Below are 22,444 nucleotides of genomic sequence, written 5' to 3'. Positions count from 1 at the left end.
ATAAAATAAAAGAAAGACTAAAAAGGACGGTGTCTTTCTCATGTTCTACACAAGAAATTCTTCTCAAAACGCAGCCGAATTTGTTCTGCTTGACCAACTCGTCGAAGAGGATCATTTGCTTCGAAAAATTGATAAACACATAGACTTCTCTTTTATCATTGAAAAGGTTAAGCCTTACTACAGCGAAAACAAAGGCCGCCCCTCACTCGACCCGCTGATTTTATTCAAAATGATGTTTATCGGCTACCTCTACGGTATCCGTTCAGAAAGACAGCTTGAAAAAGAAATTTACTACAATATGGCGTACAGATGGTTTTTGGGCCTGAATATCAATGACCCAGTTCCGCACCACTCCACCATCAGCTGGAACAGACGCACACGCTTTAAAGATACAACGATTTTCCAAGACATTTTTGATGAGATCGTTCTTCAGGCCATCAATCATGACATGGTGGGTGGACGTGTCCTATTCACCGATTCAACTCATCTGAAAGCCAATGCCAACAAGCACAAATACACAAGAAAAACGATTGAACAGGATACACAAAACTATATCAAAGATTTAAATGAAGCCATTCAAGAAGATCGGGAGGAGCACGGAAAAAAGCCATTACCGGCCAAAGAGGAGGTGAAAGCTGAAAAAGAGATCCGCCACAGTACCACTGATCCGGAAAGTGGATATATGTATCGTGAAAACAAACCGGAGGGTTTCTTTTACTTAGATCACCGAACAACGGATATGAAACATAACATTATCACCGACGCCTATGTTACGCCTGGAAATGTCCATGATTCTGTGCCTTATCTTGACCGATTAGATCACCAAATTGCACGATTTCATTTTGAAGTAGAAGCCGTCGCTCTTGATTCTGGTTATTTAACGACTCCGATCTGTAAAGGGTTAGCCGACCGCCATATTTTTGGCGTTATTGCCCATAGACGATATCACCCTACTAGAGGCTTGTTTCCAAAATGGAAGTTTCATTATGACAGTGAACAAGACAGTTACATTTGCCCGAACCAGCAGGTACTTACATACTCAACAACTGACCGAAAAGGCTACAGGTCATATAAATCAAATCCTGAAACCTGTTCCGCATGCCCATTGCTTGCGCAATGCACAAGATCAAAGAACCGCCAGAAGATCATCACCCGGCATGTATGGGAGGACCATAAAGAAAAGGTCAGACAAAATCGTTTATCTGTTTCAGGAAAAACCCTCTATAAAAAAAGAAAAGAAAAAATAGAGCGAAGCTTTGCAGATTCAAAACAGCTGCATGGGCTTCGCTATTGCAGGTTGAGGGGAAAACGGAATGTGAGTGAACAAGTTCTCCTCACAGCCGCATGCCAGAACATGAAGAAGATTGCCACATACCTAGCCAAGCAGGGCTAGGTATGTGGGAGCTCTTTTTGAGTTTTTGAAATCCGCTGAATAACTAAGGAAACAGCAAAAAACAAAAAAGCTTGTAGAAAAAACGTCGTTTTCTCTACAAGCTGACTCAGCTGAGAAGCTGAGTCTTTTTTGTTCTGTATGGTAAAGCTGCCGCTTTATTTTTTGATTTTTTCTTTCTTCTGCTGTCCTGGATGAAAAGTGAATTTTCCCGTTTTCAGCCGTTCTTCTGTTTTTTGGCTAATCCGATCGTGGCATTCCTGGCACATATATGTATGGATTGGGCGGTTTCGAAGCCGTTTCGCGATCAGGGTATCATCATCAATTGTTTCAATTTTATCGCAAATAGAACATTTGACCCTCATCATATCACCTCTTTCACTAACATGTATTATAGCATGGATCAGAAACTGTCCAAAATAAGAAAAAGCTAAAGCACAAGGCTATAGCTTAATCATCATCATTATTTTTTCATATGGTGATCAGATTGATCATTTTGCTCCTGTTCCAATTCCTGCTGCTGCTTTCTGTTTAATTGGTCATTTTGCTGCTTTGTTTGCGGCTCATCTTCATCGTCAATCACATCGTTTGGCACTTCCGGAAGCACTCGGCCGACTATTGCAGCCAATTCATCTAATATGCCTGTCACCGGCCGGCCTTCACTGATTTCTCTGCTCATTTCATTTAGGCGGCTGACCGTATCCGGGTCAGCAATAACCACTGCGTTGGCACCATGTCGATCATTTTTTAGAGCTTGTGCCACAGAGTATTTAATGGTTTCCACTTTGCTTCTGTCCAAATTATCATCGACATCAATGCCTACAACGGCATAGCCCCCCAGCACAACGGCTGTTGCATCCTTAACATCGGGGATTTTTTCAGCAACGCTGACAAGATGCTTGGCAATGTCCGTTCTTGTCCCATTGTCTTTTGTCTCCTGAGTTGTGTCCTTTACGTGAATCGGTTTGGTTTCCTGCTGCCTTGTTGATTCTTTTTCAACATTTTGATCCTGGTTTCCTTGTTGATAGGCACATGCGGACAGGATAAGCGTCAGCTGTATCATAATGAAAAGAATTCGCACTTGCGGGTTCCCTCCTTGAAATGCATTCATTAATTTTATTGTTGAATTAACCTTCTATCTTTATTCACAAAAACATATATTTTAGCAGGCAATCACCTTTTTCATCGTAAGAGAAGCAGGAAGAACTTTGACCCTTATATCAGGAGGCTGAGACTTGAGTAAAATTTATGTGTTAGATACGAATGTGTTATTACAGGATCCTAACGCGATATTTTCTTTTGAAGAAAATGAGGTTGTCATCCCTGCTGTTGTGTTAGAAGAGGTTGATTCAAAAAAACGGTATATGGACGAAGTTGGGAGGAATGCAAGGCACGTATCTAAGCTGATCGATGCTTTAAGGCAAAAGGGAAGGCTGCATGAGCACGTTCCGCTCGACACCGGCGGCACACTGAGAATTGAACTGAATCATCGTTCGTTTCACCAGCTGCAAGAAATCTTTATTGAAAAAACGAATGATAATCGTATATTGGCTGTAGCGAAAAACTTAAGCCTCGAGGAAGAGACGAAAGAAGCTGGAAGGCCGGTTATCCTCGTCAGCAAGGATGTATTGGTCAGAGTGAAAGCGGACGCAATCGGGCTGCATGCTGAAGATTTCTTAAATGACAGGGTTGTGGACAATGACGAAATGTACAGTGGCTACAAGGATTTATATATTAGCCAGCAGCTGTTCAGCTCTTTTTATGGGAAAAATCAAATTTCAGTAAACGAAATGAAACAGCACACATTTTACCCGAATCAATTCGCATTAATGAAAGATGAGCTGGGAGGATCTTCTTCAGCTGTAGGGATGGCGGATAAAACAGGGACGGTCTTAAAAAGGCTTGTTTTTGATGATGAACATGTATGGGGAATCAGGCCGAAAAATGTACAGCAGACAATGGCACTAGAGCTTTTGCTGCGTGAAGATATTCCGCTTGTCACCTTAATCGGAAAAGCAGGCACCGGCAAAACACTTTTAGCATTGGCTGCGGGACTGTTACAGACAGAAGACTTGGGAATATATAAAAAGCTGGTCGTCGCGAGGCCGATTGTTCCTGTTGGCAAGGATATTGGCTACTTGCCCGGCGAAAAAGAGGAAAAGCTAAAGCCTTGGATGCAGCCGATTTTTGACAACTTGGAGTTTCTGTTTAATGCGAAAAAACCGGGGGAGCTCGAGGCTATTTTGGCGGGTATTGGCTCAATACAGGTGGAGGCGCTGACTTATATCAGAGGGAGAAGCATTCCGGACCAATTTATTATTATTGATGAGGCGCAAAATTTGACCAGGCATGAGGTAAAAACGCTGCTGACGAGAGTCGGTGAGGGGAGCAAAATTGTCTTAATGGGCGATCCAGAACAAATTGATCACCCATATTTAGACAGTCTGAACAATGGTTTAGCCTACGTAGTTGAACGATTTAAAGGACAACCCATCTCAGGCAGCGTGAAGCTGTTGAAAGGCGAGAGATCAGGTCTCGCCCAGCTTGCCGCTGACTTGCTGTAAGCTTACATGATTTCAATTTCTTTTATATCGGTAATCGGCTGATCGTGATCAACTGGATCTTCAAAATAAATATGAACTGGGCCGCCTTCTTGAATCGGCTTGCCTGCCTCACTGAAATGGACAATGCTGTTCAGTGCGGTTTCCAGAGGGACGGCGGTCTTTCCAGAACTTGTGACAAATACGCATTCTGTCGCGGAGCTGAGAGGCTCAGCATTTTTCAGCACAGTCCCAAGCTTCATGGCAAAACTGCCGTTCATTAGTTTTTGCTTCTCGTATTGTTTTTCCGTCTGCAATGTAGGCGGCGTAATCCGGCCCTCTCTGATGACGCGTTCAGGATCAAGGTCTGATTCATCCCCGGCTGATTGTAAATGTATGTCTTGGCTGTCCCCTTTGCTGTCAAACAAAAATTTGCGATCATCAAAAATCCACACGCTCGGATCAATGGTGATCGGATATGTAACATTGCCTTTTACTTGTATAACACTCATGATATAACCCCCTTCTCCCAAAATTATAAAAGTTTTCGCATGAATTGTCACTTTGTGTACAAATTATGTGTATTGACATGCTCAGGGAGCGAGGGTGATTGCATGGTATGCCGGCATAATGATGAGCTTGAAACCTTAGTGAAAGAGGCAAAAAAAGTGACGGACAAGGGAGAGGTGGCAAGTTATATTCCCGCCTTGGCAAAAGCTAATCAACACGATCTGTCAGTGGCGATTTATTATTCCAATCATACTTGTCTGTCAGCGGGTGACGTGGAAAAAACATTTACGCTTCAAAGTATATCGAAGGTGCTCTCACTTGCTTTGGTGTTAATGGAATACGGCAAGGATAAGGTTTTCAGTTATGTCGGACAGGAGCCGACCGGCGATCCGTTTAATTCAATTATCAAGCTGGAAACAGTGAATCCGAGCAAGCCGTTAAACCCTATGATCAATGCCGGGGCATTGGTAGTGACCAGCTTGATAAAAGGGAAAACCGTAAAAGAGAGACTTGATTATTTACTTACGTTTATCAGAAGGCTGACAAACAACCAACAGATTACATACTGCCGGGAAGTGGCTGAATCCGAATACAGCACGTCGATGATTAATCGGGCAATGTGTTATTATATGAAACAGTACGGTATTTTTGAAGATGATGTAGAAGCGGTAATGGATTTATATACGAAGCAATGTGCGATTGAAATGAACAGTTTGGACTTGGCGAAAATCGGATCTGTATTTGCGCTGAACGGCAGACATCCTGAGACTGGAGAGCAGGTTATCTCAAAAGATGTTGCGAGAATTTGCAAAACGTTTATGGTCACGTGCGGAATGTATAATGCTAGCGGGGAATTTGCAATTAAGGTCGGAATTCCTGCAAAAAGCGGCGTATCCGGCGGGATTATGGGTATTTCACCTTACGATTTCGGGATTGGTATTTTCGGCCCGGCGTTGGACGAAAAAGGGAACAGCATTGCGGGTGTGAAGCTTTTGGAAATCATGTCTGAAATGTACAGACTGAGTATTTTTTAATTTATGTCATCTGCTTAAATCCTCTTGCATTTTCTGCTGATACCCTTTATGATAAATAGAAGAATTAGGTACTCGCCTGGGGAACGGAGGGATACTTTTGGCTTCAGAGATGATAGTTGACCATCGGCAAAAAGCTTTTGAACTCTTAAAAGTTGACGCTGAGAAGATTTTGAAGCTGATCCGAGTACAAATGGATAACTTAACGATGCCTCAATGTCCTTTATATGAAGAGGTATTAGATACTCAAATGTTCGGGCTTTCGAGGGAAATCGATTTTGCTGTCCGCCTGGGATTGGTTGATGAAAAAGACGGTAAAGACCTTTTATACACATTGGAGCGCGAATTGTCTGCATTGCATGACGCGTTTACAGGTAAATAAATGATAAAACTCAAACTTATTAACGGTTTGGGTTTTTTTATAACCGCTTATTATCACTCATTTTCTTGGAGAAGGCCTTTTTACACATTTCTTCCGAATCGTATAGAGATTCTTCATCTCGTTTGATAAATTGTAGTAAAATAAAAAAGATAAATACATAAAAACCATAGATAATGGAAGTTGGAAGCAGGGAAGAGGATGTTATGTTAAAAAAAATGCTCAAATCTTATGATTACTCACTGATATTCGCGATTGTTTTACTATGCGGATTCGGTTTAGTGATGGTATACAGTTCTAGCATGATTACGGCTGTTTCTCGGTATGGAGTAAGCAGTAATTTTTTCTTCATGCGGCAGCTGTTTGCTTTAATTGCGGGTGGCGCACTTTTTATATTCATGGCTTTGTTTCCTTACAAGGCATTGGCTCACCAAAAGTTTCAGAAAGGAATGCTGCTTGTTTCTGTTTTTGCGCTCATCTCGCTGTTCGTATTCGGGCATGTTGCAGGAAACGCGCAAAGCTGGTTTAAAATTGGCGGGTTGAGTTTGCAGCCGGGCGAATTTGTCAAGCTAGTGGTCATACTATACCTTGCGGCTGTTTACGCCAAAAAACAAAGCTATATTGATCATTTGTTAACTGGGGTTGCGCCTCCGGTCGTGATGACAATCATTCTATGCGGATTGATCGCGATGCAGCCTGACTTAGGTACAGCGGCGATTATCGGATTAATTGCGGCATGCATGATTTTGTGTTCCGGTTTCAGCGGAAAGACTCTGGCAAGGCTTGTTTTGCTGGGTGGGATTGTTTTGCTCCTGGTCAGCCCGATTATTTATCTAAATAAGGACAAGATCCTGACAGAAAAGCGTTTAGATCGTTTTGAGAGCCTGGAAGATCCGTTTAAATATGCGGACTCATCAGGTCTGCAAGTGATTAATTCTTATTATGCAATCGGATCAGGTGGTATTTTCGGTATGGGACTTGGTGAAAGCATTCAAAAATACGGGTATCTTCCTGAGTCGCATACTGACTTTATCATGGCTGTCATTGCCGAAGAACTTGGTATTTTTGGGGTATTGTTTGTGATTATTCTGTTGGGGTTTATCGTCATAAAAGGTTTTTATATAGCCAGAAAATGCGAGGACCCGTTTGGAAGTCTTCTAGCAATCGGTATTTCAAGCATGATCGCCATCCAATCGTTTATTAACCTTGGCGGTGTCAGCGGATTAATTCCCATTACAGGAGTTACGCTGCCGTTTATCAGCTACGGAGGGTCTTCTTTAGTGCTGCTGCTGGCAAGTATGGGGATATTAGCCAACATCAGCATGTATATCAAATATTCAGAGAATAAGAGAAAGAAAGAGCCTGTGGCATCAAAGGGAATGAAGAAAAAGCAGCTCAAAAAAACTGTTTATCTGTAAAAAACAACTGTGTACATGGGAAGGATATTCCTTTATGATAGATTATATTCCATTCGGGTAAGGGGGAAAAAAGTTTGTCACAGCAATCTATACAAAAAGTGTTAGTAGCAAACAGGGGAGAAATTGCAATCCGTATATTCCGGGCTTGTACAGAATTAAATATTCGTACAGTTGCGGTCTATTCAAAAGAAGATTCCGGTTCCTATCATCGTTATAAAGCAGATGAAGCGTACCTGGTTGGCGAAGGGAAAAAACCGATTGATGCTTACCTGGATATTGAGGGTATCATCGATATTGCGAAAAGAAACAAAGTGGATGCAATCCATCCGGGATACGGTTTCTTATCTGAGAATATACAATTCGCCAAACGCTGTGAAGAAGAAGGCATCGTGTTCATCGGCCCTACTTCTGAACATTTAAATATGTTTGGTGACAAGGTGAAGGCGCGTGAACAGGCAGAAAAAGCCGGAATTCCTGTAATTCCGGGAAGCGATGGTCCTGCAGAAACGCTTGAAGCCGTCGAACAATTCGGACAAACTCACGGTTATCCGATGATTATTAAAGCTTCTCTTGGCGGCGGCGGGCGCGGCATGAGAATTGTCAGAAATGAAAGTGAAGTAAAAGAAGCATATAATCGTGCAAAATCAGAGGCAAAAGCAGCCTTTGGCAATGACGAAGTATATGTGGAGAAACTAATTGAAAACCCTAAACATATTGAAGTTCAAGTCATTGGAGACAAGCAGGGCAACGTGGTTCATCTTTTTGAAAGGGATTGTTCCGTTCAAAGGCGCCATCAAAAAGTAATCGAAGTAGCGCCGAGTGTCTCGCTGTCATCTGAATTGAGAGATCAAATTTGTGAAGCGGCAGTTGCGCTTGCTAAAAATGTGGATTACATAAACGCAGGTACGGTTGAGTTCCTTGTCGCGAACAATGAGTTCTATTTTATTGAAGTAAATCCGCGCGTACAAGTTGAACATACAATTACGGAAATGATTACCGGTGTCGATATTGTACAATCACAGATTCTTGTTGCCCAAGGGCACAGTCTTCACAGCAAAAAAGTAAATATCCCGCAGCAAAAGGACATTTCTACAATCGGTTATGCAATTCAGTCGCGGGTAACGACTGAAGATCCGCAGAATGATTTCATGCCTGATACAGGAAAAATTATGGCTTACCGCTCTGGCGGCGGCTTTGGTGTCCGGCTTGACACCGGAAACAGCTTCCAAGGCGCCGTGATTACGCCGTATTACGATTCACTTCTCGTTAAGCTTTCAACTTGGGCTTTAACATTTGAACAGGCGGCGGCCAAAATGGTCCGAAACCTTCAGGAGTTTAGAATCAGGGGCATTAAAACAAACATTCCGTTCCTTGAGAACGTTGCAAAGCATGATAAATTCCTGACAGGGCAATATGATACGTCCTTCATTGATACAACACCTGAATTATTTAATTTCCCTAAACAGAAAGACCGCGGCACGAAAATGCTCACGTATATCGGTAATGTGACAGTGAACGGGTTCCCCGGAATCGGTAAAAAAGAAAAACCGGCGTTTGACAAGCCAATACACGTAAAAGCGGACGCTGAACTGGAGCCTGCAAGAGGAACAAAGCAAATCCTTAATGAAAAAGGTGCAGAAGGTCTTGCAAAATGGGTGAAGGAACAGAAATCTGTCCTTTTAACTGATACAACATTCAGGGATGCACACCAATCTTTATTGGCGACGAGATTCAGATCACATGATTTGAAAAAAATCGCAAATCCGACGGCTGCTTTATGGCCTGAGCTATTCAGCATGGAAATGTGGGGAGGCGCGACCTTCGATGTAGCCTACCGATTCCTGAAAGAAGATCCGTGGAAGCGTCTGGAGGACCTTCGAAAGGAAGTGCCGAATACCTTATTCCAGATGCTGCTTCGTTCATCAAACGCAGTCGGCTATACGAATTATCCGGACAATGTGATTAAAGAATTTGTGAGGCAATCCGCTCAATCCGGTATTGATGTGTTCCGTATATTCGATAGCTTAAATTGGGTAAAAGGGATGACATTAGCCATTGATGCGGTTCGTGATACGGGTAAAGTGGCAGAAGCCGCGATTTGTTACACGGGAGATATCCTTGATAAGAACCGTACGAAATATGATCTTGCTTATTATACGTCGATGGCGAAGGAGCTTGAAACTGCCGGAGCTCATATTCTCGGAATTAAAGATATGGCGGGGCTGTTAAAACCTCAGGCTGCATATGAACTCGTTACTGCATTGAAAGAGACGATCGACATTCCGGTTCACCTGCATACGCATGATACGAGCGGAAACGGTATTTATATGTATGCGAAAGCCGTTGAAGCAGGCGTTGACATCATAGATGTGGCGGTCAGCTCAATGGCGGGTTTAACGTCGCAGCCTAGCGCGAGCGGGTTTTATCATGCGATGGAAGGCAACGCCCGCCGTCCGGAAATGGATGTCCAAAACGTTGAAACGCTATCCCAATATTGGGAATCAGTACGTAAATACTATAGCGAATTTGAAAGCGGAATGAAGTCGCCGCATACTGAAATTTATGAGCACGAAATGCCTGGAGGCCAATACAGCAACCTGCAGCAGCAAGCGAAGGGAGTAGGCCTAGGCGACCGATGGAATGAAGTCAAAGCAATGTACAGACGCGTCAACGATATGTTCGGCGATATCGTGAAGGTCACGCCTTCCTCAAAAGTAGTCGGAGATATGGCGCTATACATGGTACAAAACAACTTGACTGAAAAGGACGTCTACGAAAAAGGCGAATCATTGGATTTCCCTGATTCAGTTGTTGAGTTATTCAAAGGTAATATCGGCCAGCCTCATGGCGGATTCCCTGAAAAACTCCAAAAGCTGATCTTAAAGGGACAGGAGCCGATTACGGTCAGACCAGGAGAATTACTTGAGCCGGTATCCTTTGAAGCAATCAAACAAGAATTTAAAGAGCAGCATAACTTGGAGATTTCAGATCAAGATGCTGTTGCGTATGCCCTTTATCCTAAAGTCTTCTCTGATTATGTGAAAACAGCAGAAAACTATGGAGACATTTCGGTATTAGATACCCCGACATTTTTCTATGGCATGACATTGGGTGAAGAAATAGAAGTGGAAATTGAGCGCGGGAAAACATTGATTGTTAAGCTGATTTCAATCGGCGAGCCCCAGCCTGATGCCACTCGTGTCGTTTATTTTGAACTGAACGGGCAGCCGCGTGAAGTTGTGATTAAAGATGAAAGCATTAAGTCTTCCGTTCAGGAAAAGCTGAAAGCGGACCGGACAAATCCAAGCCACATCGCAGCCTCCATGCCTGGAACGGTTATTAAGGTGTTGACTGAGGCAGGTACAAAAGTCAATAAAGGTGATCATTTGATGATCAATGAAGCGATGAAAATGGAAACAACGGTTCAGGCGCCTTTCTCAGGAACAATCAAGCAGGTTCATGTGAAAAATGGCGAGCCGATCCAAACGGGAGATCTTCTTCTCGAAATTGAAAAAGCATAAAAAACAAGAGTGTATATCATTTGATATACACTCTTGTTTTTTAAATGAAAAGCGGAGTGAAACAAATCTGCATCTAACATTGGCCGATGGCAGCCGCCAGCTTCTGTCGGGACTGATGCTGTTCCGTACTTCAGGATATTTAATCCTGTCACCCAATCGAAGAGGTTTGATCCGGATGGGCTGTTTATTAGAAGGTACATTCCTGAATTGAAACATATTCCGGATGAATTTCTTCACGAGCCATGGGAAATGGCGCCTCTAATTCAAGCGAGTTCATCCTGCATCATCGGCGAGGATTACCCCAAGCCGCTCATTGATCATCAAGTTCAGCGGAGGCTTGCCATTGAGCCATATGAAACGGCAAAAAACATGGCATAAAAAAGACCAAAGCATTGGGAGCTTTGGCCTGAAATCTTTATCATTGTTTAGATTCGTAACGGAACCGTGCAATCAATAATATGAAGTAACATAGAACTCCAAACAGGCAGGCAATAAAGAATGAGTGGGCAAGTGCAAAGCCCAGAGCCATTTCAGAGTATACGATCATAATGCCGGACAGCGCCTGTAATGTAATAAAAATAAGACATGAGATCCAGCCCCAAAAGATCTGTTTTTGATCTTTATAGGAAGTAATGGCATGAACAGCGGCCACAATAATCCATACAACCAACAGCAAAGCTGCTGCTCTGTGGCCCATTTGCACCCATTCATGAAATTGAGTCGGGAGCCCATTGTTTAGCGGGCTGCATAACGGCACATCCGGGCATGCCAAACTTGATTCTGTATGTCTTACATATGCGCCTGTATACACAACGATATAGGAATATACTAATATTCCTATCATGTGAAATTGCATTCTTTTGCCGATTTTAAGCGGTTTGACCAGTTTTCTGACCGATTTGTCAGCTTCAAATATGAGCAACGTCAAAATGAGCACTGAAGCGAAAGATATTAATGAGATGCCAAAGTGAAGCGCCATAATCAGCGCGTTTGAACCGAATACGACAGCCAATGCGCCAAGCAGTGCCTGGAGAAATAAAAAGATAATAGACATGATCGCGAGAAACGTTGTTTCACGGAAAATCGGCGTGATTTTTCTCCATGACCAAAACGCAAGGCTTAACACAAGGATAATAGAGATCCCGCTTGCGAATCTGTGGCTCCATTCAATAATTGAAGCAGGATTCATTTCAGGGAAAAAACGGCCGTGACACAGCGGCCACTGTCTGCCGCATCCTTGGCCGGAACCTGTTTTTGTAACGAGAGCTCCTCCGATTAAAACAATGAGCATGACAAAAGTTGTCAGAACACCGAGCCCTTTTAATGCTTTATTCATACAATTCACCTTCTTAACATGCTGCAATTTTATATACGTTCCAAGTGTAAGCGAATATGTGTTTCGAGGCAATTCTTAGAGCCTTTTGTTCACAAAAATATAATAGAATGGCGGCTTCCGGAAAATGTACACTTGATTATTCATGCCGGGTCTGATAGAAATAAGGTAAACGGACTGGGGATTTGGCGATTGCCTTTATCTTCGGTAAAATTCATAAAAAGTTCACAAATAAATTCCTGTTTGTCGTTTAATATTTAATAGGATGTTTTTTTACAAGAGGTTATCTTGTATGATAGAGTTGCAGGCTTTTTATTGTCCTGCGTTAGGTTTGTAAGGGAGGTTTACGTTATGGCTAACTCCAGAATCATAAATGATACAGCTATAGACGGACAAATTGAAGAAACAACGGCATGGAAAGATTTTCTGTCCCTTATTAAAATAGGGATCGTCAATTCCAATCTCATCACGACTTTTACTGGAATGTGGCTTGCGCTGCATATCTCCGGTTTGAGTTTTTTAGGCAATATAAACACCGTTCTTCTTACATTAATCGGGTCATCTTTGATTATTGCGGGCTCCTGCGCGATCAATAACTGGTATGACCGGGATATTGATCATCTTATGGAGCGCACGAAAGTAAGACCGACGGTTACGGGTAAAATTCAGCCAATTCAAGCGTTATGGTCTGGAATTTTGCTGGTTGCTTTAGGATTGATCATGCTGCTGATGACAACTGTCATGGCTGCTGTTATCGGTTTTATCGGAGTCTTTACGTATGTTGTATTATATACAATGTGGACGAAACGCCGCTATACCATTAACACAGTAGTAGGAAGTGTTTCCGGTGCAGTCCCGCCGCTTATTGGATGGACGGCAGTGGAAGGGCATATCGGTGTCGTCGCATGGGTATTATTCATGATTTTATTTATTTGGCAGATTCCTCATTTCTTAGCATTGGCTATTAAGAAAACTGAGGATTACAGAGCTGCAAATATTCCGATGCTTCCTGTCGTATACGGATTTGAAGTGACAAAAAGACAAATAATTGTGTGGGTTGCGTGCCTGATGCCGCTTCCGTTTTTCCTTGGAAGTCTGGGCCTTCCGATTGTCATCCTCGGCTTGCTGTTAAATATCGGCTGGCTGATTCTAGGCTTGATGGGCCTCCGCACCAAAAATATCATGAAGTGGGCAACGCAGATGTTCATTTACTCGCTTAATTACATGACAATCTATTTCGTTGCCATGGTTGTCTTGACTCTTTTCTAAAAAAATAGATACATTGTTTGTTTTATCGCTTCAAAATAATCGATGACAACTAGTAAATGCCGCCTTGACCTTTTCCTTCATCAGGCGGCTTTACTTTTATACATAGATGGCATTTTGAGTAAAAAAACTCATAATTTAAGAGAAGAGGAAATGTAAGTGCTTTATTGGTGATAGGCTGGATTGCGAGTCTGCTCTCCGCCTTTGTATTGACCAGAAAAGGGGTTGGGTGAAATGGTAAAGCATTGGCGTCTTATTTCATTATTAGCCTTAGTGCCGCTTCTATTAAGCGGATGTGGAAAACCTTTTTTATCCACGCTCAAGCCTGCTGGCGAGGTGGCTGATAAACAGTATGACCTGACGGTGCTCAGTACATTGATTATGGTGGTTGTTGTTGCAGTAGTATCTGTTATCTTCTTTTATGTGATTGTGAGATTCAGAAGATCACGGGTCGGTGAGAACACGATACCGAAACAGGTAGAGGGGAACAAATTTTTAGAAATCACATGGACTGTGATCCCGATTTTGCTGCTCATTATTCTTGTGATCCCTGTCGTACTATATACGCTAGAGCTTGCGGATACATCACCAATGGATAAGAAAAGCCGCAAAGCTGAGGATGCGCTTGTAGTCAATGTCCGGGCAAATTTATACTGGTGGGAGTTTGAATACCCTGATTACGGCATTATCACAAGCCAGGAGCTGATTGTGCCGACAGACCAGCGTGTATATTTTAATTTAAAAGCCTCAGATGTCAAACATTCCTTCTGGATTCCTTCAGTTGGAGGAAAACTTGATACGAATACGGATAACGAAAATAAGTTTTTCCTGACATTTGATTCAAAAAGAAGCAAAGAGGCAGGAGATATGTTTTTTGGGAAGTGTGCAGAGCTTTGCGGCCCTTCACACGCGCTGATGGATTTTAAGGTGAAAACGATGTCTGCAAAAGAATTTCAGGGCTGGACAAAAGAAATGAAAAACTATAAGTCTACAGCAGAGAGTGATTTGGCTAAGCAGGGCGAAGAACTGTTTAAAGAGAAGAACTGCCTGAGCTGCCATGCCGTTGAGCCGAATGATAAGCGGGCAGAAGCAGCAAGAACGGCTCCCAACTTAGCGACCTTCGGTGAAAGGGCAAAAGTGGCAGGGGTGAAAGACGCCAACGAAGAAAATGTGAAAGCTTGGCTCAAGGATCCTGAGAGCATAAAACCGGGGAACAAAATGACAGGAACTTATCCGAAGCTCTCAGACAGTGAAACAGATGCGCTTTATGAATACTTAAAAGGCTTAAAAACGGAAAGCAAGTAGGGAAGAAAGGGAGATATTGGGGGAGGTCACATATGTTGAATGCGCTTACAGAAAAGCGGACGCGCGGATCTATACTTTGGGATTATTTGACGACGGTGGACCATAAAAAAATCGCGATTCTTTACTTAATCGCCGGGGGATTCTTCTTTCTTGTCGGGGGAATAGAAGCGATGTTTATCAGAATCCAGCTTGCAAAGCCGGAAAATGCTTTTCTCAGTGCTCAAGCGTACAATGAAGTCATGACAATGCACGGGACAACGATGATCTTTCTGGCTGCGATGCCGCTTTTATTTGCCTTGATGAATGCGGTCGTGCCTTTGCAGATTGGGGCTCGGGACGTTTCGTTTCCATTTTTAAACTCGCTTGGTTTTTGGCTCTTCTTTTTCGGAGGCATTTTCTTAAATCTAAGCTGGTTTTTGGGCGGAGCGCCAGACGCGGGCTGGACATCATACGCTTCACTTTCGCTTCATTCGGAAGGGCACGGCATAGACTTTTTCGTCCTCGGACTGCAAATATCGGGGCTCGGGACGCTGATAGCAGGGATTAACTTTTTGGCTACGATTATTAACATGAGGGCTCCTGGCATGACGTACATGAGGCTGCCTTTGTTTACTTGGACGACATTTGTGGCTTCGGCATTGATTTTGTTTGCCTTTCCGCCGCTGACGGCCGGATTGGCTCTGATGATGCTGGATCGGCTGTTCGGCACCAACTTCTTTAATCCGGAGCTTGGCGGGAATACGGTCATTTGGGAGCATTTATTTTGGATTTTTGGCCATCCCGAGGTTTATATCTTAATTTTGCCTGCATTCGGTATTTTTTCAGAGGTCATCCCTGTGTTTGCCAGAAAGCGTTTGTTTGGGTATTCATCAATGGTTTTTGCCATCGTGCTCATTGGCTTTCTGGGCTTTATGGTTTGGGTGCACCACATGTTTACGACAGGTCTCGGACCGATTGCAAATGCGATTTTTGCAGTTGCCACAATGGCTATCGCGATTCCGACCGGGATTAAAATTTTCAACTGGCTATTGACGATTTGGGGAGGAAATGTAAAGTATACGACCGCGATGCTGTATGCCGTCTCATTTATACCGTCCTTCGTGCTCGGCGGTGTGACGGGAGTCATGCTGGCAGCCGCTGCTGCTGACTATCAGTTCCATGATACGTATTTTGTGGTGGCGCATTTCCACTATGTCATTATTGGCGGAGTGGTATTCGGCCTTTTAGCCGGTGTTCATTTTTGGTGGCCGAAAATGTTCGGTAAAATTCTGCATGAGACGATGGGGAAAATTTCATTTGTATTGTTTTTTATCGGCTTTCACCTCACGTTTTTCATTCAGCATTTTGTCGGATTAATGGGGATGCCGCGCCGGGTTTATACATTTTTGCCGGACCAGGGTCTTGAAACAGGCAACTTGATCAGTACAATCGGGGCGTTTTTTATGGCGGCAGCAGTTATTCTTCTGCTGGTCAATGTCATTTGGACATCGGTAAAAGGAGAATATGTCGGAGCTGATCCATGGCAGGACGGACGTACGCTTGAATGGACCGTTTCTTCACCGCCGCCTGAATATAATTTTAAACAGCTTCCTTTTGTCAGAGGGCTTGATCCGTTTTGGATCGAGAAGCAGGCAGGACACAAATCAATGACGCCGGCTGAACCGGTTGATGATATTCATATGCCAAACGGCTCAATCCTGCCGTTCATCATTTCCTTTGGCCTCTTTGTCGCAGCGTTCGGGCTGCTGTACAGAACCGATTACGCTTGGGGGCTGCCGGTGATCTTTATCGGGCTCGGCATCACATTTATCACGATGCTGCTTCGCTCAGTCATTGATGATCACGGCTATCATATTCATAAAGAGGAACTTCCGAACGATGATAAAGGGGTGAAGGCATAATGCAAATTGAAGAAAAATTCACCGCGGAAACCTTTCCAGCTTCTCCCGAAAAAGTAACACTGGAAGGGAAAAATAAATTTTTAGGCTTTTGGCTTTTTCTTGGGGGAGAGACAGTTTTGTTCGCGTCTCTCTTCGCCACGTTTCTCGCACTCCGGAATTCAAACGCCGGTGACCCGCCTACGACGGAAATGTTTGATGTGACGCTTGTGTTTATCGCCACAATGCTCTTATTAACGAGCAGTTTAACGAGTGTGTACGCGATGTACCACATGAAGAACTTTTCATTCGGAAAAATGCAGCTTTGGCTGGGAATTACGCTCTTATTGGGGGCGGGATTTTTAGGACTTGAAATCTATGAATTTAAGCATTACACCCATGAGTTTGGCTTTACGATCACAAGCTCTGCGCTCGGTTCCGCGTTTTACACGCTTGTCGGCACACACGGCGCCCACGTGGCATTTGGGCTTATGTGGATCAGCACCCTGATGATCCGCAATGCCAAAAGGGGACTAAACCTGTATACGGCGCCTAAGTTTTATGTTGCAAGTCTTTATTGGCACTTTATTGATGTCGTGTGGGTCTTCATCTTTACCGTTGTATATTTAATGGGGATGGTGGGATAAACATGGTCGGTAAAAAAAGCAGAAGGCATATCAACAGCGGCCTTGAATTTAAGAAAAAGAAGCACGCTCAGGAGATGAAATATCAGGTTCTGTCTTTTGGCTTAATGATCGGCCTTACGATTGTGGCCTTTCTGACTGTGGCAACGGATGGCATCGGCAGCTGGTTTACAATTCCTTTCATTATTCTGCTAGCTGCGATTCAAGTCATCTTCCAGCTTTATTATTTCATGCATATGAATCAAAAAGGGCATGAAGCGCCGGCACTGTTTTTGTATTCAGGCATGTTTGTCGCGTTCATCACTGTGCTTGCGTTTGTCACAATTATATGGTGGTAATGTGAACAGCCGCCGGAGGTGAAATAATGGATCAGTTAGACGTGTTTGGGTTTCGCGCGATGTGGAGCCCTTATCTTTTTTGTATCCTGTTGGGCATTACGGTGCTTTATCTCTATTTTTACTGGCGAATGTTTTCTAAGCCAGAACGGATAACAGGTAAAGAGATGGTGTGCTTTCTATCGGCGATGCTGTTTTTATATGCAGCGGAGGGGAGTCCGGTCGATCTGCTCGGACACATTATGTTCAGCGCTCATATGGTGCAAATGGCTGTCCTGTATTTGGTCGTCCCGCCATTATTGATTGCGGGAATTCCCGCATGGCTCTGGGAAAAAATCATTTTCAGGCCTGCCATTAAACAGGTTTTTTCATTTTTTACGACGCCTTTAATTGCTTTGCTTTTGTTTAACGGCATTTTTTCTTTATATCATGTTCCGCTTATTTTTGATACTGTCAAAACGGACCCGTTTTATCATACGGTAATGACTTGGCTTATCTTTGTGCTGGCGTTTTTCATGTGGTGGCCGCTTGTTCATAAGGTAGAGCGCCTTCGGCAGCTCAGCGGCTTGATGAAACTGGGATATATTATGGCGGACGGTATGCTGCTTACGCCAGCTTGCGCGCTGATCATGTTCAGCGGTGCGCCGTTATATGCCACCTATACAGATCCATCTGCGTGGGCTGAAGCAATGAAGCTTTGTGTGCCTGCGGATATGATGGGGCAGATCCCATTAACAGGACCAGAGATGTTCAATACACTCCCTTTGTTGGAGGATCAGCAGCTCGGAGCAGTCATGATGAAAATCATTCAGGAAATTGTATACGGCACTTTTTTGGCGATTGTTTTTTTCCAATGGGTGAAGAAAGAAAGAGAAAAGGACGGGCAGGAAGAACCGCCGTATATTCAGCAGACCATATCATAAAAGGTACAGCAGAAGATGCTGTACCTTTTCATTACATTTGAACTGTTTTTAGCGTGTCGGTTATGTCCTGAATCAGTGCCTTGCTTTTTGTTACAACCTGTACAGGGAACAATTCCGTTTCTCCATATTCTACGCCGTGCGGGTAGTAATGCTTGCCTAAGAGAGGGGACATTAATTGAATCACGGCGCGGCCGCTTCCTACATCGCCCTCAGCCGCAATGCCCGGTATCCGCAGGTAAAACGTACCCTCAATCGTCGAAAACTTTCTGTCATAGGTGACTCTTTCATAATCCCATTGACCCGCTCTGATGAGACCTTTGCTTTCCATCAAGTCGTCTAGCCAGCTGAGCTCAGCCTTTACCCCTTCAAGCCCGCTTTCAGTAAACTTCAACACTGACCCCTCCTTATAAAATTTACCTTTCCTGACAATCATAGTATGAAAGCGTTAAACTTTCAATGGATCTTCTTCCTTTGAAAGTATGCAAAAAATAAATTTTGACGACAATAGCACTAGACTAAAGGAGGTTATACGGATGACAAAAATAAAAGATCTGATGACAGCCGACTTGCAATATTGCACGGTATTAGATAATGTATATGAAGCTGCAGTGAAGATGAAGGACGCGAATATAGGTGCGGTTCCGGTAGTTGATAAGGATGGAGAAACACTTGTTGGCATCGTGACCGACCGTGATCTCGTGTTAAGAGGGATCGCGATAAAAAAACCGAACTCGCAAAAAATCACTGACGCGATGACCGAAAAACCTGTCAGTGTGGAGGAAGATGCTTCAGTTGATGAGGTTCTTCATTTGATGGCATCACATCAGCTCAGAAGGATACCTGTTACAAAAAACAAAAAGCTGACTGGAATCGTCACGCTTGGTGATCTATCTTTATCTGAGCAAACGAATGAACGTGCAGGCACCGCCCTATCGGATATATCCGAGGGTGATGACAGAAGAGAAGGCTTTTTTCATTAACACATAAATCTTTGACATGTTAAATAGGCTGTATTGTAATGAGATGTAAGGCAAGACACGTGATGGCACGGGGGTGATAGATTGAAAAATATATTGAGAGCAATGGTTGTCCTCTTGATTATCTGCGGAACTTATGTTCTGTTTATTCAATATGGAGCTTCTCCTGAAAAAAAATCAAATGACAGTGAACCTCAGGTGTCTAATGAGGAAGCGCAAAGCGGCAAACGAATACATATGCCGACATCAGGGTTATTGTCCTTTATGGGCAAGTCCGCCGAAGAAGTAACGAAAAAGCTTGGGGAACCTGAACGCATTGACCCTTCCGCTTATGACTACAATTGGTGGATTTACAGTCAAGGAAAGGACCAGTATGTCCAAATCGGAGTATTAAATCATAAAGTAGTCACATTATTTGCAGCTGGGAATGATATTAACGCAAAGCCATTCAAAATTGGCGAATCAACCGGAGAAGTATTCAAGACGACTCAGGTTGCACCGTTTGTGAATGTAGAGTATAAAGGAAATTCCTATCGTTTTGAGTTTTCTGAAGAGGATATCAATACAAGGCCGACTGTAAAGATAGGAAAAATGTATGTCCAGCTGTATATGGACAAATTTGAGGGGAAGCTATCCAGCATCAGGGCATTTGATGCGCAAACCTTTGTCAAGCAAAGGCCTTATGAGGTTGTATACCGCGGTGAATTAATGAAACCAGAAGCTGTTTCAGATGATAAGTGGAAAAAGATCCAAACGACGAGTGAAAAGCAAATATTTGATCTGACGAATGTGATACGTGTCAAGCATGGGCTTGCGAAGCTTGAGTGGGACCAGCCGACGGCAGAAGTGGCTTTTGGGCATAGCGAGGATATGAAGGACAATAACTATTTCTCCCATGTTTCTAAAAAATACGGGACATTGAAAGACCGATTAGAAAAAGGGAATGTTGACTTTCAGCAAGCGGGGGAAAATATCGCATACAATTATGTGGACGGTCCGGCCGCTGTAGAAGGCTGGCTCAATAGTGAAGGCCATCGAAAAGCGCTTCTAAATGCAGATTATACGCATCTAGGTGTCGGAGTAGACCGGAAATATTACACTCAAAATTTTATTAAGCGATGGTAATGAAAAGCCGCGGCCAAATGGTTCCGCGGCTTTTCTAATTTCAAAGGCTTGTTGATCTGAATGCATCCTTCAATAAGGGTTTTTCACGAGTGTATCGAGAAAAGCTAAAAATTTATTTTGTGAATGAATATAGGCGAACACAATGCCTCGCAAAACGATACATTGTAGTAGGTATCGATTTTCGGAGGGGGTGAGGATTGTGGCGAATCAACATGCCAATCATTCAATCAACGACTTTAAACAATTCGTCAAAAAGCATCCCAAGCTGATAAAAGAAGTGCGTAAAGAACAAAGAAGCTGGCAGGACGTCTATGAAAATTGGGTCCTTTTCGGGGAGGGCGACCCGATCTGGGATCCATATCGGGAACCGGAAGAAGCTGCCAAAGCTGTGCCGGAAACATCGGAAAAAAATGATTTTGTCTCTAAAATGGTGACAGCGGTGAAAAAAATGGATGTCAATCAAATGAACGAACAAATCAATAAAATGAGCCAGTCAATTTCATCACTGCAAAGTCTTCTTCATACATTTTCCGGGAGCGGCCAGAACCAATCTCAGCCAGGATCAGGACAGCATCCTTTTTCATTTCGAAAGGATTAAAAAAGGGGAACTCGTATGCGCAAAGAGGTTCAGGAATTTATTCTAGCCAACGAACAACGGAAACGATTCATCAGAGAACAGCCGATATGGTACCGCAGGCTTTCGAGGAAACCGGATGATCTGTCCTCCTTTCAGCTTGAGATGATGAACTTTTATGAAAAAACCATACCGCACAGGGTGAATCAATTTACAAACGGGATTCAAATGGCGCAAATGATGATGCAAATGTTTCAAGCGATGCGGACAAAAGATTAAAAGGCCCGAAATAGGGTCTTTTTTCATGATGTAAATGCAGAGAGACAGATTGTTTTCGGGCTGCGGATTAAGCATTTTCCAATTGGCTGGTTTCGTGGTAAACTAACAACTGGAGGTGCGTGCTATGTATGCGACGATGGAATCCGTGCGGCTTCAAAGTGAAGCTCAGCAGCTTGCCGAGATGATTCTGCAGTCGGAGACGGCTGAGAACTACCGCAATTGTTACAAGCGTCTCCAAGAAGATGAAGAGGCAGGGCGGATTATTCGTTCTTTTATCAAAATAAAAGAGCAGTATGAGGATGTACAGCGTTTTGGCAAATATCATCCTGACTATAGAGAAATATCCCGGAAAATGAGGGAGATCAAGCGGGAGCTGGATCTGAACAATAAGGTGGCTGACTTTAAGAGAGCTGAAAATGAACTCCAGTCTATTCTTGATGAGGTCAGCGTCGAGATTGGAACAGCTGTTTCAGAGCATGTGAAAGTGCCGACTGGGAACCCTTATTTTGACGGTTTGTCTTCATGCGGAGGCGGCTGCGGTTCAGGCGGAAGCTGCGGATGTAAAGTGTCCTGACGAGACTGGCCGTCTCGTCTTTACATATAAGAGAAATCAGGCAGGTGATTGTATTGGAGAATAGGCGCCAGGGCATGATTGTGTATCTGCATTCCCTAAAACAAAGCAAAATGCTGAGGAAGTTCGGAAATGTGCACTATGTATCAAAACGCTTAAAATATGTCGTCCTATATTGCGATATGAACCAAATTGAAAAAACAATGGAAAAGATCGCATCTTACTCATTTGTAAAGAAAGTGGAGCCTTCTTATAAACCGTTTTTAAAATTGGAATTTGAGTCAAAGCTTGATAAAGCGAAGGAATACGATTATAAAATCGGCATATAGCAGTATAAAAAAAATCCCCGCAGACTTCTGCGGGGTCCTTCTATTCCTTAACAAGTTAAGGAGAAGGCAAAGGGAGAGGAGAAACCGGAGGAAGAACTTATGGGGAAACGTAAGTCT

At 43.3% G+C, this 22,444-nt stretch carries 24 protein-coding genes; 19 read left to right on the top strand and 5 right to left on the bottom strand.

The genetic code is table 11. The features are described from left to right. The first annotated feature begins 40 nt into the window (after positions 1-40). Entirely contained in the window at positions 41-1,393 is a 1,353-nt protein-coding gene (locus tag BV11031_RS10575) for an IS1182 family transposase (protein WP_010328610.1), read from the top strand. Positions 1,394-1,548: 155 nt separating this feature from the next. Here the strand turns inward: BV11031_RS10575 and BV11031_RS10570 are convergent, their stop codons facing one another. Next, positions 1,549-1,758, bottom strand: coding sequence for a YlaI family protein (locus tag BV11031_RS10570; RefSeq protein ID WP_082246294.1), 210 nt, complete (start codon positions 1,756-1,758; stop codon positions 1,549-1,551). A gap of 95 nt (positions 1,759-1,853) precedes the next feature. Further along, a complete protein-coding gene (locus BV11031_RS10565; RefSeq protein ID WP_010328428.1) occupies positions 1,854-2,471 on the bottom strand; it encodes a YhcN/YlaJ family sporulation lipoprotein in 618 nt (205 codons plus the stop codon). Positions 2,472-2,625: 154 nt separating this feature from the next. On the opposite strand from BV11031_RS10565, the gene BV11031_RS10560 reads away from it, so the two are divergent. Next, positions 2,626-3,954, top strand: coding sequence for a PhoH family protein (locus BV11031_RS10560; protein WP_010328427.1), 1,329 nt, complete (start codon positions 2,626-2,628; stop codon positions 3,952-3,954). Positions 3,955-3,956: 2 nt separating this feature from the next. On the opposite strand, the gene BV11031_RS10555 is transcribed toward BV11031_RS10560, so the two are convergent. Further along, the gene (locus tag BV11031_RS10555) at positions 3,957-4,442 is read right to left on the bottom strand and encodes a hypothetical protein (protein WP_010328426.1); all 486 of its coding nucleotides are present in this window, start codon (positions 4,440-4,442) and stop codon (positions 3,957-3,959) included. A 102-nt stretch (positions 4,443-4,544) separates the two neighbouring features. On the opposite strand from BV11031_RS10555, the gene glsA reads away from it, so the two are divergent. From glsA to BV11031_RS10530, 5 genes are all read left to right on the top strand, one after another. Further along, positions 4,545-5,474, top strand: a complete 930-nt coding sequence (gene glsA, locus BV11031_RS10550) for a glutaminase A (RefSeq protein ID WP_010328425.1) — start codon at positions 4,545-4,547, stop codon at positions 5,472-5,474. Between the two features lie 97 nt (positions 5,475-5,571). Further along, positions 5,572-5,853 carry an Fpa/YlaN family protein gene (locus BV11031_RS10545; protein ID WP_003221339.1) on the top strand — a complete coding sequence of 94 codons (282 nt, stop codon included), beginning with the start codon at positions 5,572-5,574 and terminating at the stop codon, positions 5,851-5,853. 203 nt (positions 5,854-6,056) lie between these two features. Further along, positions 6,057-7,268 (top strand): FtsW/RodA/SpoVE family cell cycle protein, encoded by a 1,212-nt coding sequence (locus BV11031_RS10540; RefSeq protein ID WP_010328424.1) that lies wholly within the window; start codon positions 6,057-6,059, stop codon positions 7,266-7,268. Positions 7,269-7,342: 74 nt separating this feature from the next. Continuing rightward, on the top strand, positions 7,343-10,789 hold the full coding sequence (pyc, locus tag BV11031_RS10535) for a pyruvate carboxylase (RefSeq protein WP_010328423.1): 3,447 nt from the start codon (positions 7,343-7,345) through the stop codon (positions 10,787-10,789). 78 nt (positions 10,790-10,867) lie between these two features. Then, entirely contained in the window at positions 10,868-11,167 is a 300-nt protein-coding gene (locus tag BV11031_RS10530; RefSeq protein WP_082246293.1) for an FAD-binding domain-containing protein, read from the top strand. Between the two features lie 40 nt (positions 11,168-11,207). Here the strand turns inward: BV11031_RS10530 and ctaA are convergent, their stop codons facing one another. Then, positions 11,208-12,125 carry a heme A synthase CtaA gene (ctaA, locus tag BV11031_RS10525; RefSeq protein WP_010328420.1) on the bottom strand — a complete coding sequence of 306 codons (918 nt, stop codon included), beginning with the start codon at positions 12,123-12,125 and terminating at the stop codon, positions 11,208-11,210. Positions 12,126-12,473: 348 nt separating this feature from the next. Here ctaA and cyoE point away from each other — a divergent pair, with 348 nt between their 5' ends. The 6 genes from cyoE (at position 12,474) to ctaG (ending at position 18,472) form a co-directional block, all read left to right on the top strand. Beyond that, positions 12,474-13,391: a heme o synthase gene (gene cyoE, locus BV11031_RS10520; RefSeq protein WP_010328419.1), complete on the top strand. Its 918-nt coding sequence runs from the start codon at positions 12,474-12,476 to the stop codon at positions 13,389-13,391. A 231-nt stretch (positions 13,392-13,622) separates the two neighbouring features. Then, positions 13,623-14,693 carry a cytochrome c oxidase subunit II gene (gene coxB, locus BV11031_RS10515; protein ID WP_010328418.1) on the top strand — a complete coding sequence of 357 codons (1,071 nt, stop codon included), beginning with the start codon at positions 13,623-13,625 and terminating at the stop codon, positions 14,691-14,693. 32 nt (positions 14,694-14,725) lie between these two features. Further along, complete coding sequence (gene ctaD / locus BV11031_RS10510) at positions 14,726-16,594, top strand: cytochrome c oxidase subunit I (RefSeq protein WP_026014445.1); 1,869 nt, start codon at positions 14,726-14,728, stop codon at positions 16,592-16,594. Continuing rightward, entirely contained in the window at positions 16,594-17,217 is a 624-nt protein-coding gene (gene ctaE / locus BV11031_RS10505; protein ID WP_010328416.1) for a cytochrome c oxidase subunit III, read from the top strand. The genes ctaD and ctaE overlap by 1 nt, the downstream gene beginning before the upstream one ends. Before the next feature lie 2 nt (positions 17,218-17,219). Then, positions 17,220-17,552: a cytochrome c oxidase subunit IVB gene (gene ctaF / locus BV11031_RS10500; protein ID WP_010328415.1), complete on the top strand. Its 333-nt coding sequence runs from the start codon at positions 17,220-17,222 to the stop codon at positions 17,550-17,552. 26 nt (positions 17,553-17,578) lie between these two features. Then, positions 17,579-18,472 carry a cytochrome c oxidase assembly factor CtaG gene (gene ctaG, locus BV11031_RS10495; protein WP_010328414.1) on the top strand — a complete coding sequence of 298 codons (894 nt, stop codon included), beginning with the start codon at positions 17,579-17,581 and terminating at the stop codon, positions 18,470-18,472. Positions 18,473-18,503: 31 nt separating this feature from the next. On the opposite strand, the gene BV11031_RS10490 is transcribed toward ctaG, so the two are convergent. Further along, positions 18,504-18,866 carry a YugN family protein gene (locus BV11031_RS10490; RefSeq protein WP_082022516.1) on the bottom strand — a complete coding sequence of 121 codons (363 nt, stop codon included), beginning with the start codon at positions 18,864-18,866 and terminating at the stop codon, positions 18,504-18,506. A gap of 139 nt (positions 18,867-19,005) precedes the next feature. On the opposite strand from BV11031_RS10490, the gene BV11031_RS10485 reads away from it, so the two are divergent. The 6 genes from BV11031_RS10485 to BV11031_RS10460 all read left to right on the top strand — a co-directional run bounded on the left by BV11031_RS10485 (position 19,006) and on the right by BV11031_RS10460 (position 22,327). Next, complete coding sequence (locus BV11031_RS10485) at positions 19,006-19,452, top strand: CBS domain-containing protein (protein ID WP_010328412.1); 447 nt, start codon at positions 19,006-19,008, stop codon at positions 19,450-19,452. A gap of 81 nt (positions 19,453-19,533) precedes the next feature. Beyond that, positions 19,534-20,574 (top strand): CAP domain-containing protein, encoded by a 1,041-nt coding sequence (locus tag BV11031_RS10480; RefSeq protein ID WP_010328411.1) that lies wholly within the window; start codon positions 19,534-19,536, stop codon positions 20,572-20,574. A 199-nt stretch (positions 20,575-20,773) separates the two neighbouring features. After that, positions 20,774-21,172, top strand: coding sequence for a YlbD family protein (ylbD, locus tag BV11031_RS10475; RefSeq protein WP_010328410.1), 399 nt, complete (start codon positions 20,774-20,776; stop codon positions 21,170-21,172). A 15-nt stretch (positions 21,173-21,187) separates the two neighbouring features. Next, positions 21,188-21,427, top strand: a complete 240-nt coding sequence (locus BV11031_RS10470; RefSeq protein ID WP_010328409.1) for a YlbE-like family protein — start codon at positions 21,188-21,190, stop codon at positions 21,425-21,427. Positions 21,428-21,551: 124 nt separating this feature from the next. Further along, positions 21,552-22,001: a regulatory iron-sulfur-containing complex subunit RicF gene (gene ricF, locus BV11031_RS10465; protein ID WP_010328040.1), complete on the top strand. Its 450-nt coding sequence runs from the start codon at positions 21,552-21,554 to the stop codon at positions 21,999-22,001. A gap of 53 nt (positions 22,002-22,054) precedes the next feature. Further along, positions 22,055-22,327, top strand: coding sequence for a YlbG family protein (locus BV11031_RS10460; protein WP_010328041.1), 273 nt, complete (start codon positions 22,055-22,057; stop codon positions 22,325-22,327). Positions 22,328-22,444: the final 117 nt, after the last annotated feature.

Source organism: Bacillus vallismortis (assembly GCF_004116955.1).
GTDB classification, from domain to species: Bacteria; Bacillota; Bacilli; order Bacillales; family Bacillaceae; genus Bacillus; species Bacillus vallismortis.
The sequence above is the reverse complement of the archived record's forward strand: the minus strand, read 5'-3'. Positions and strand labels throughout refer to the sequence as shown.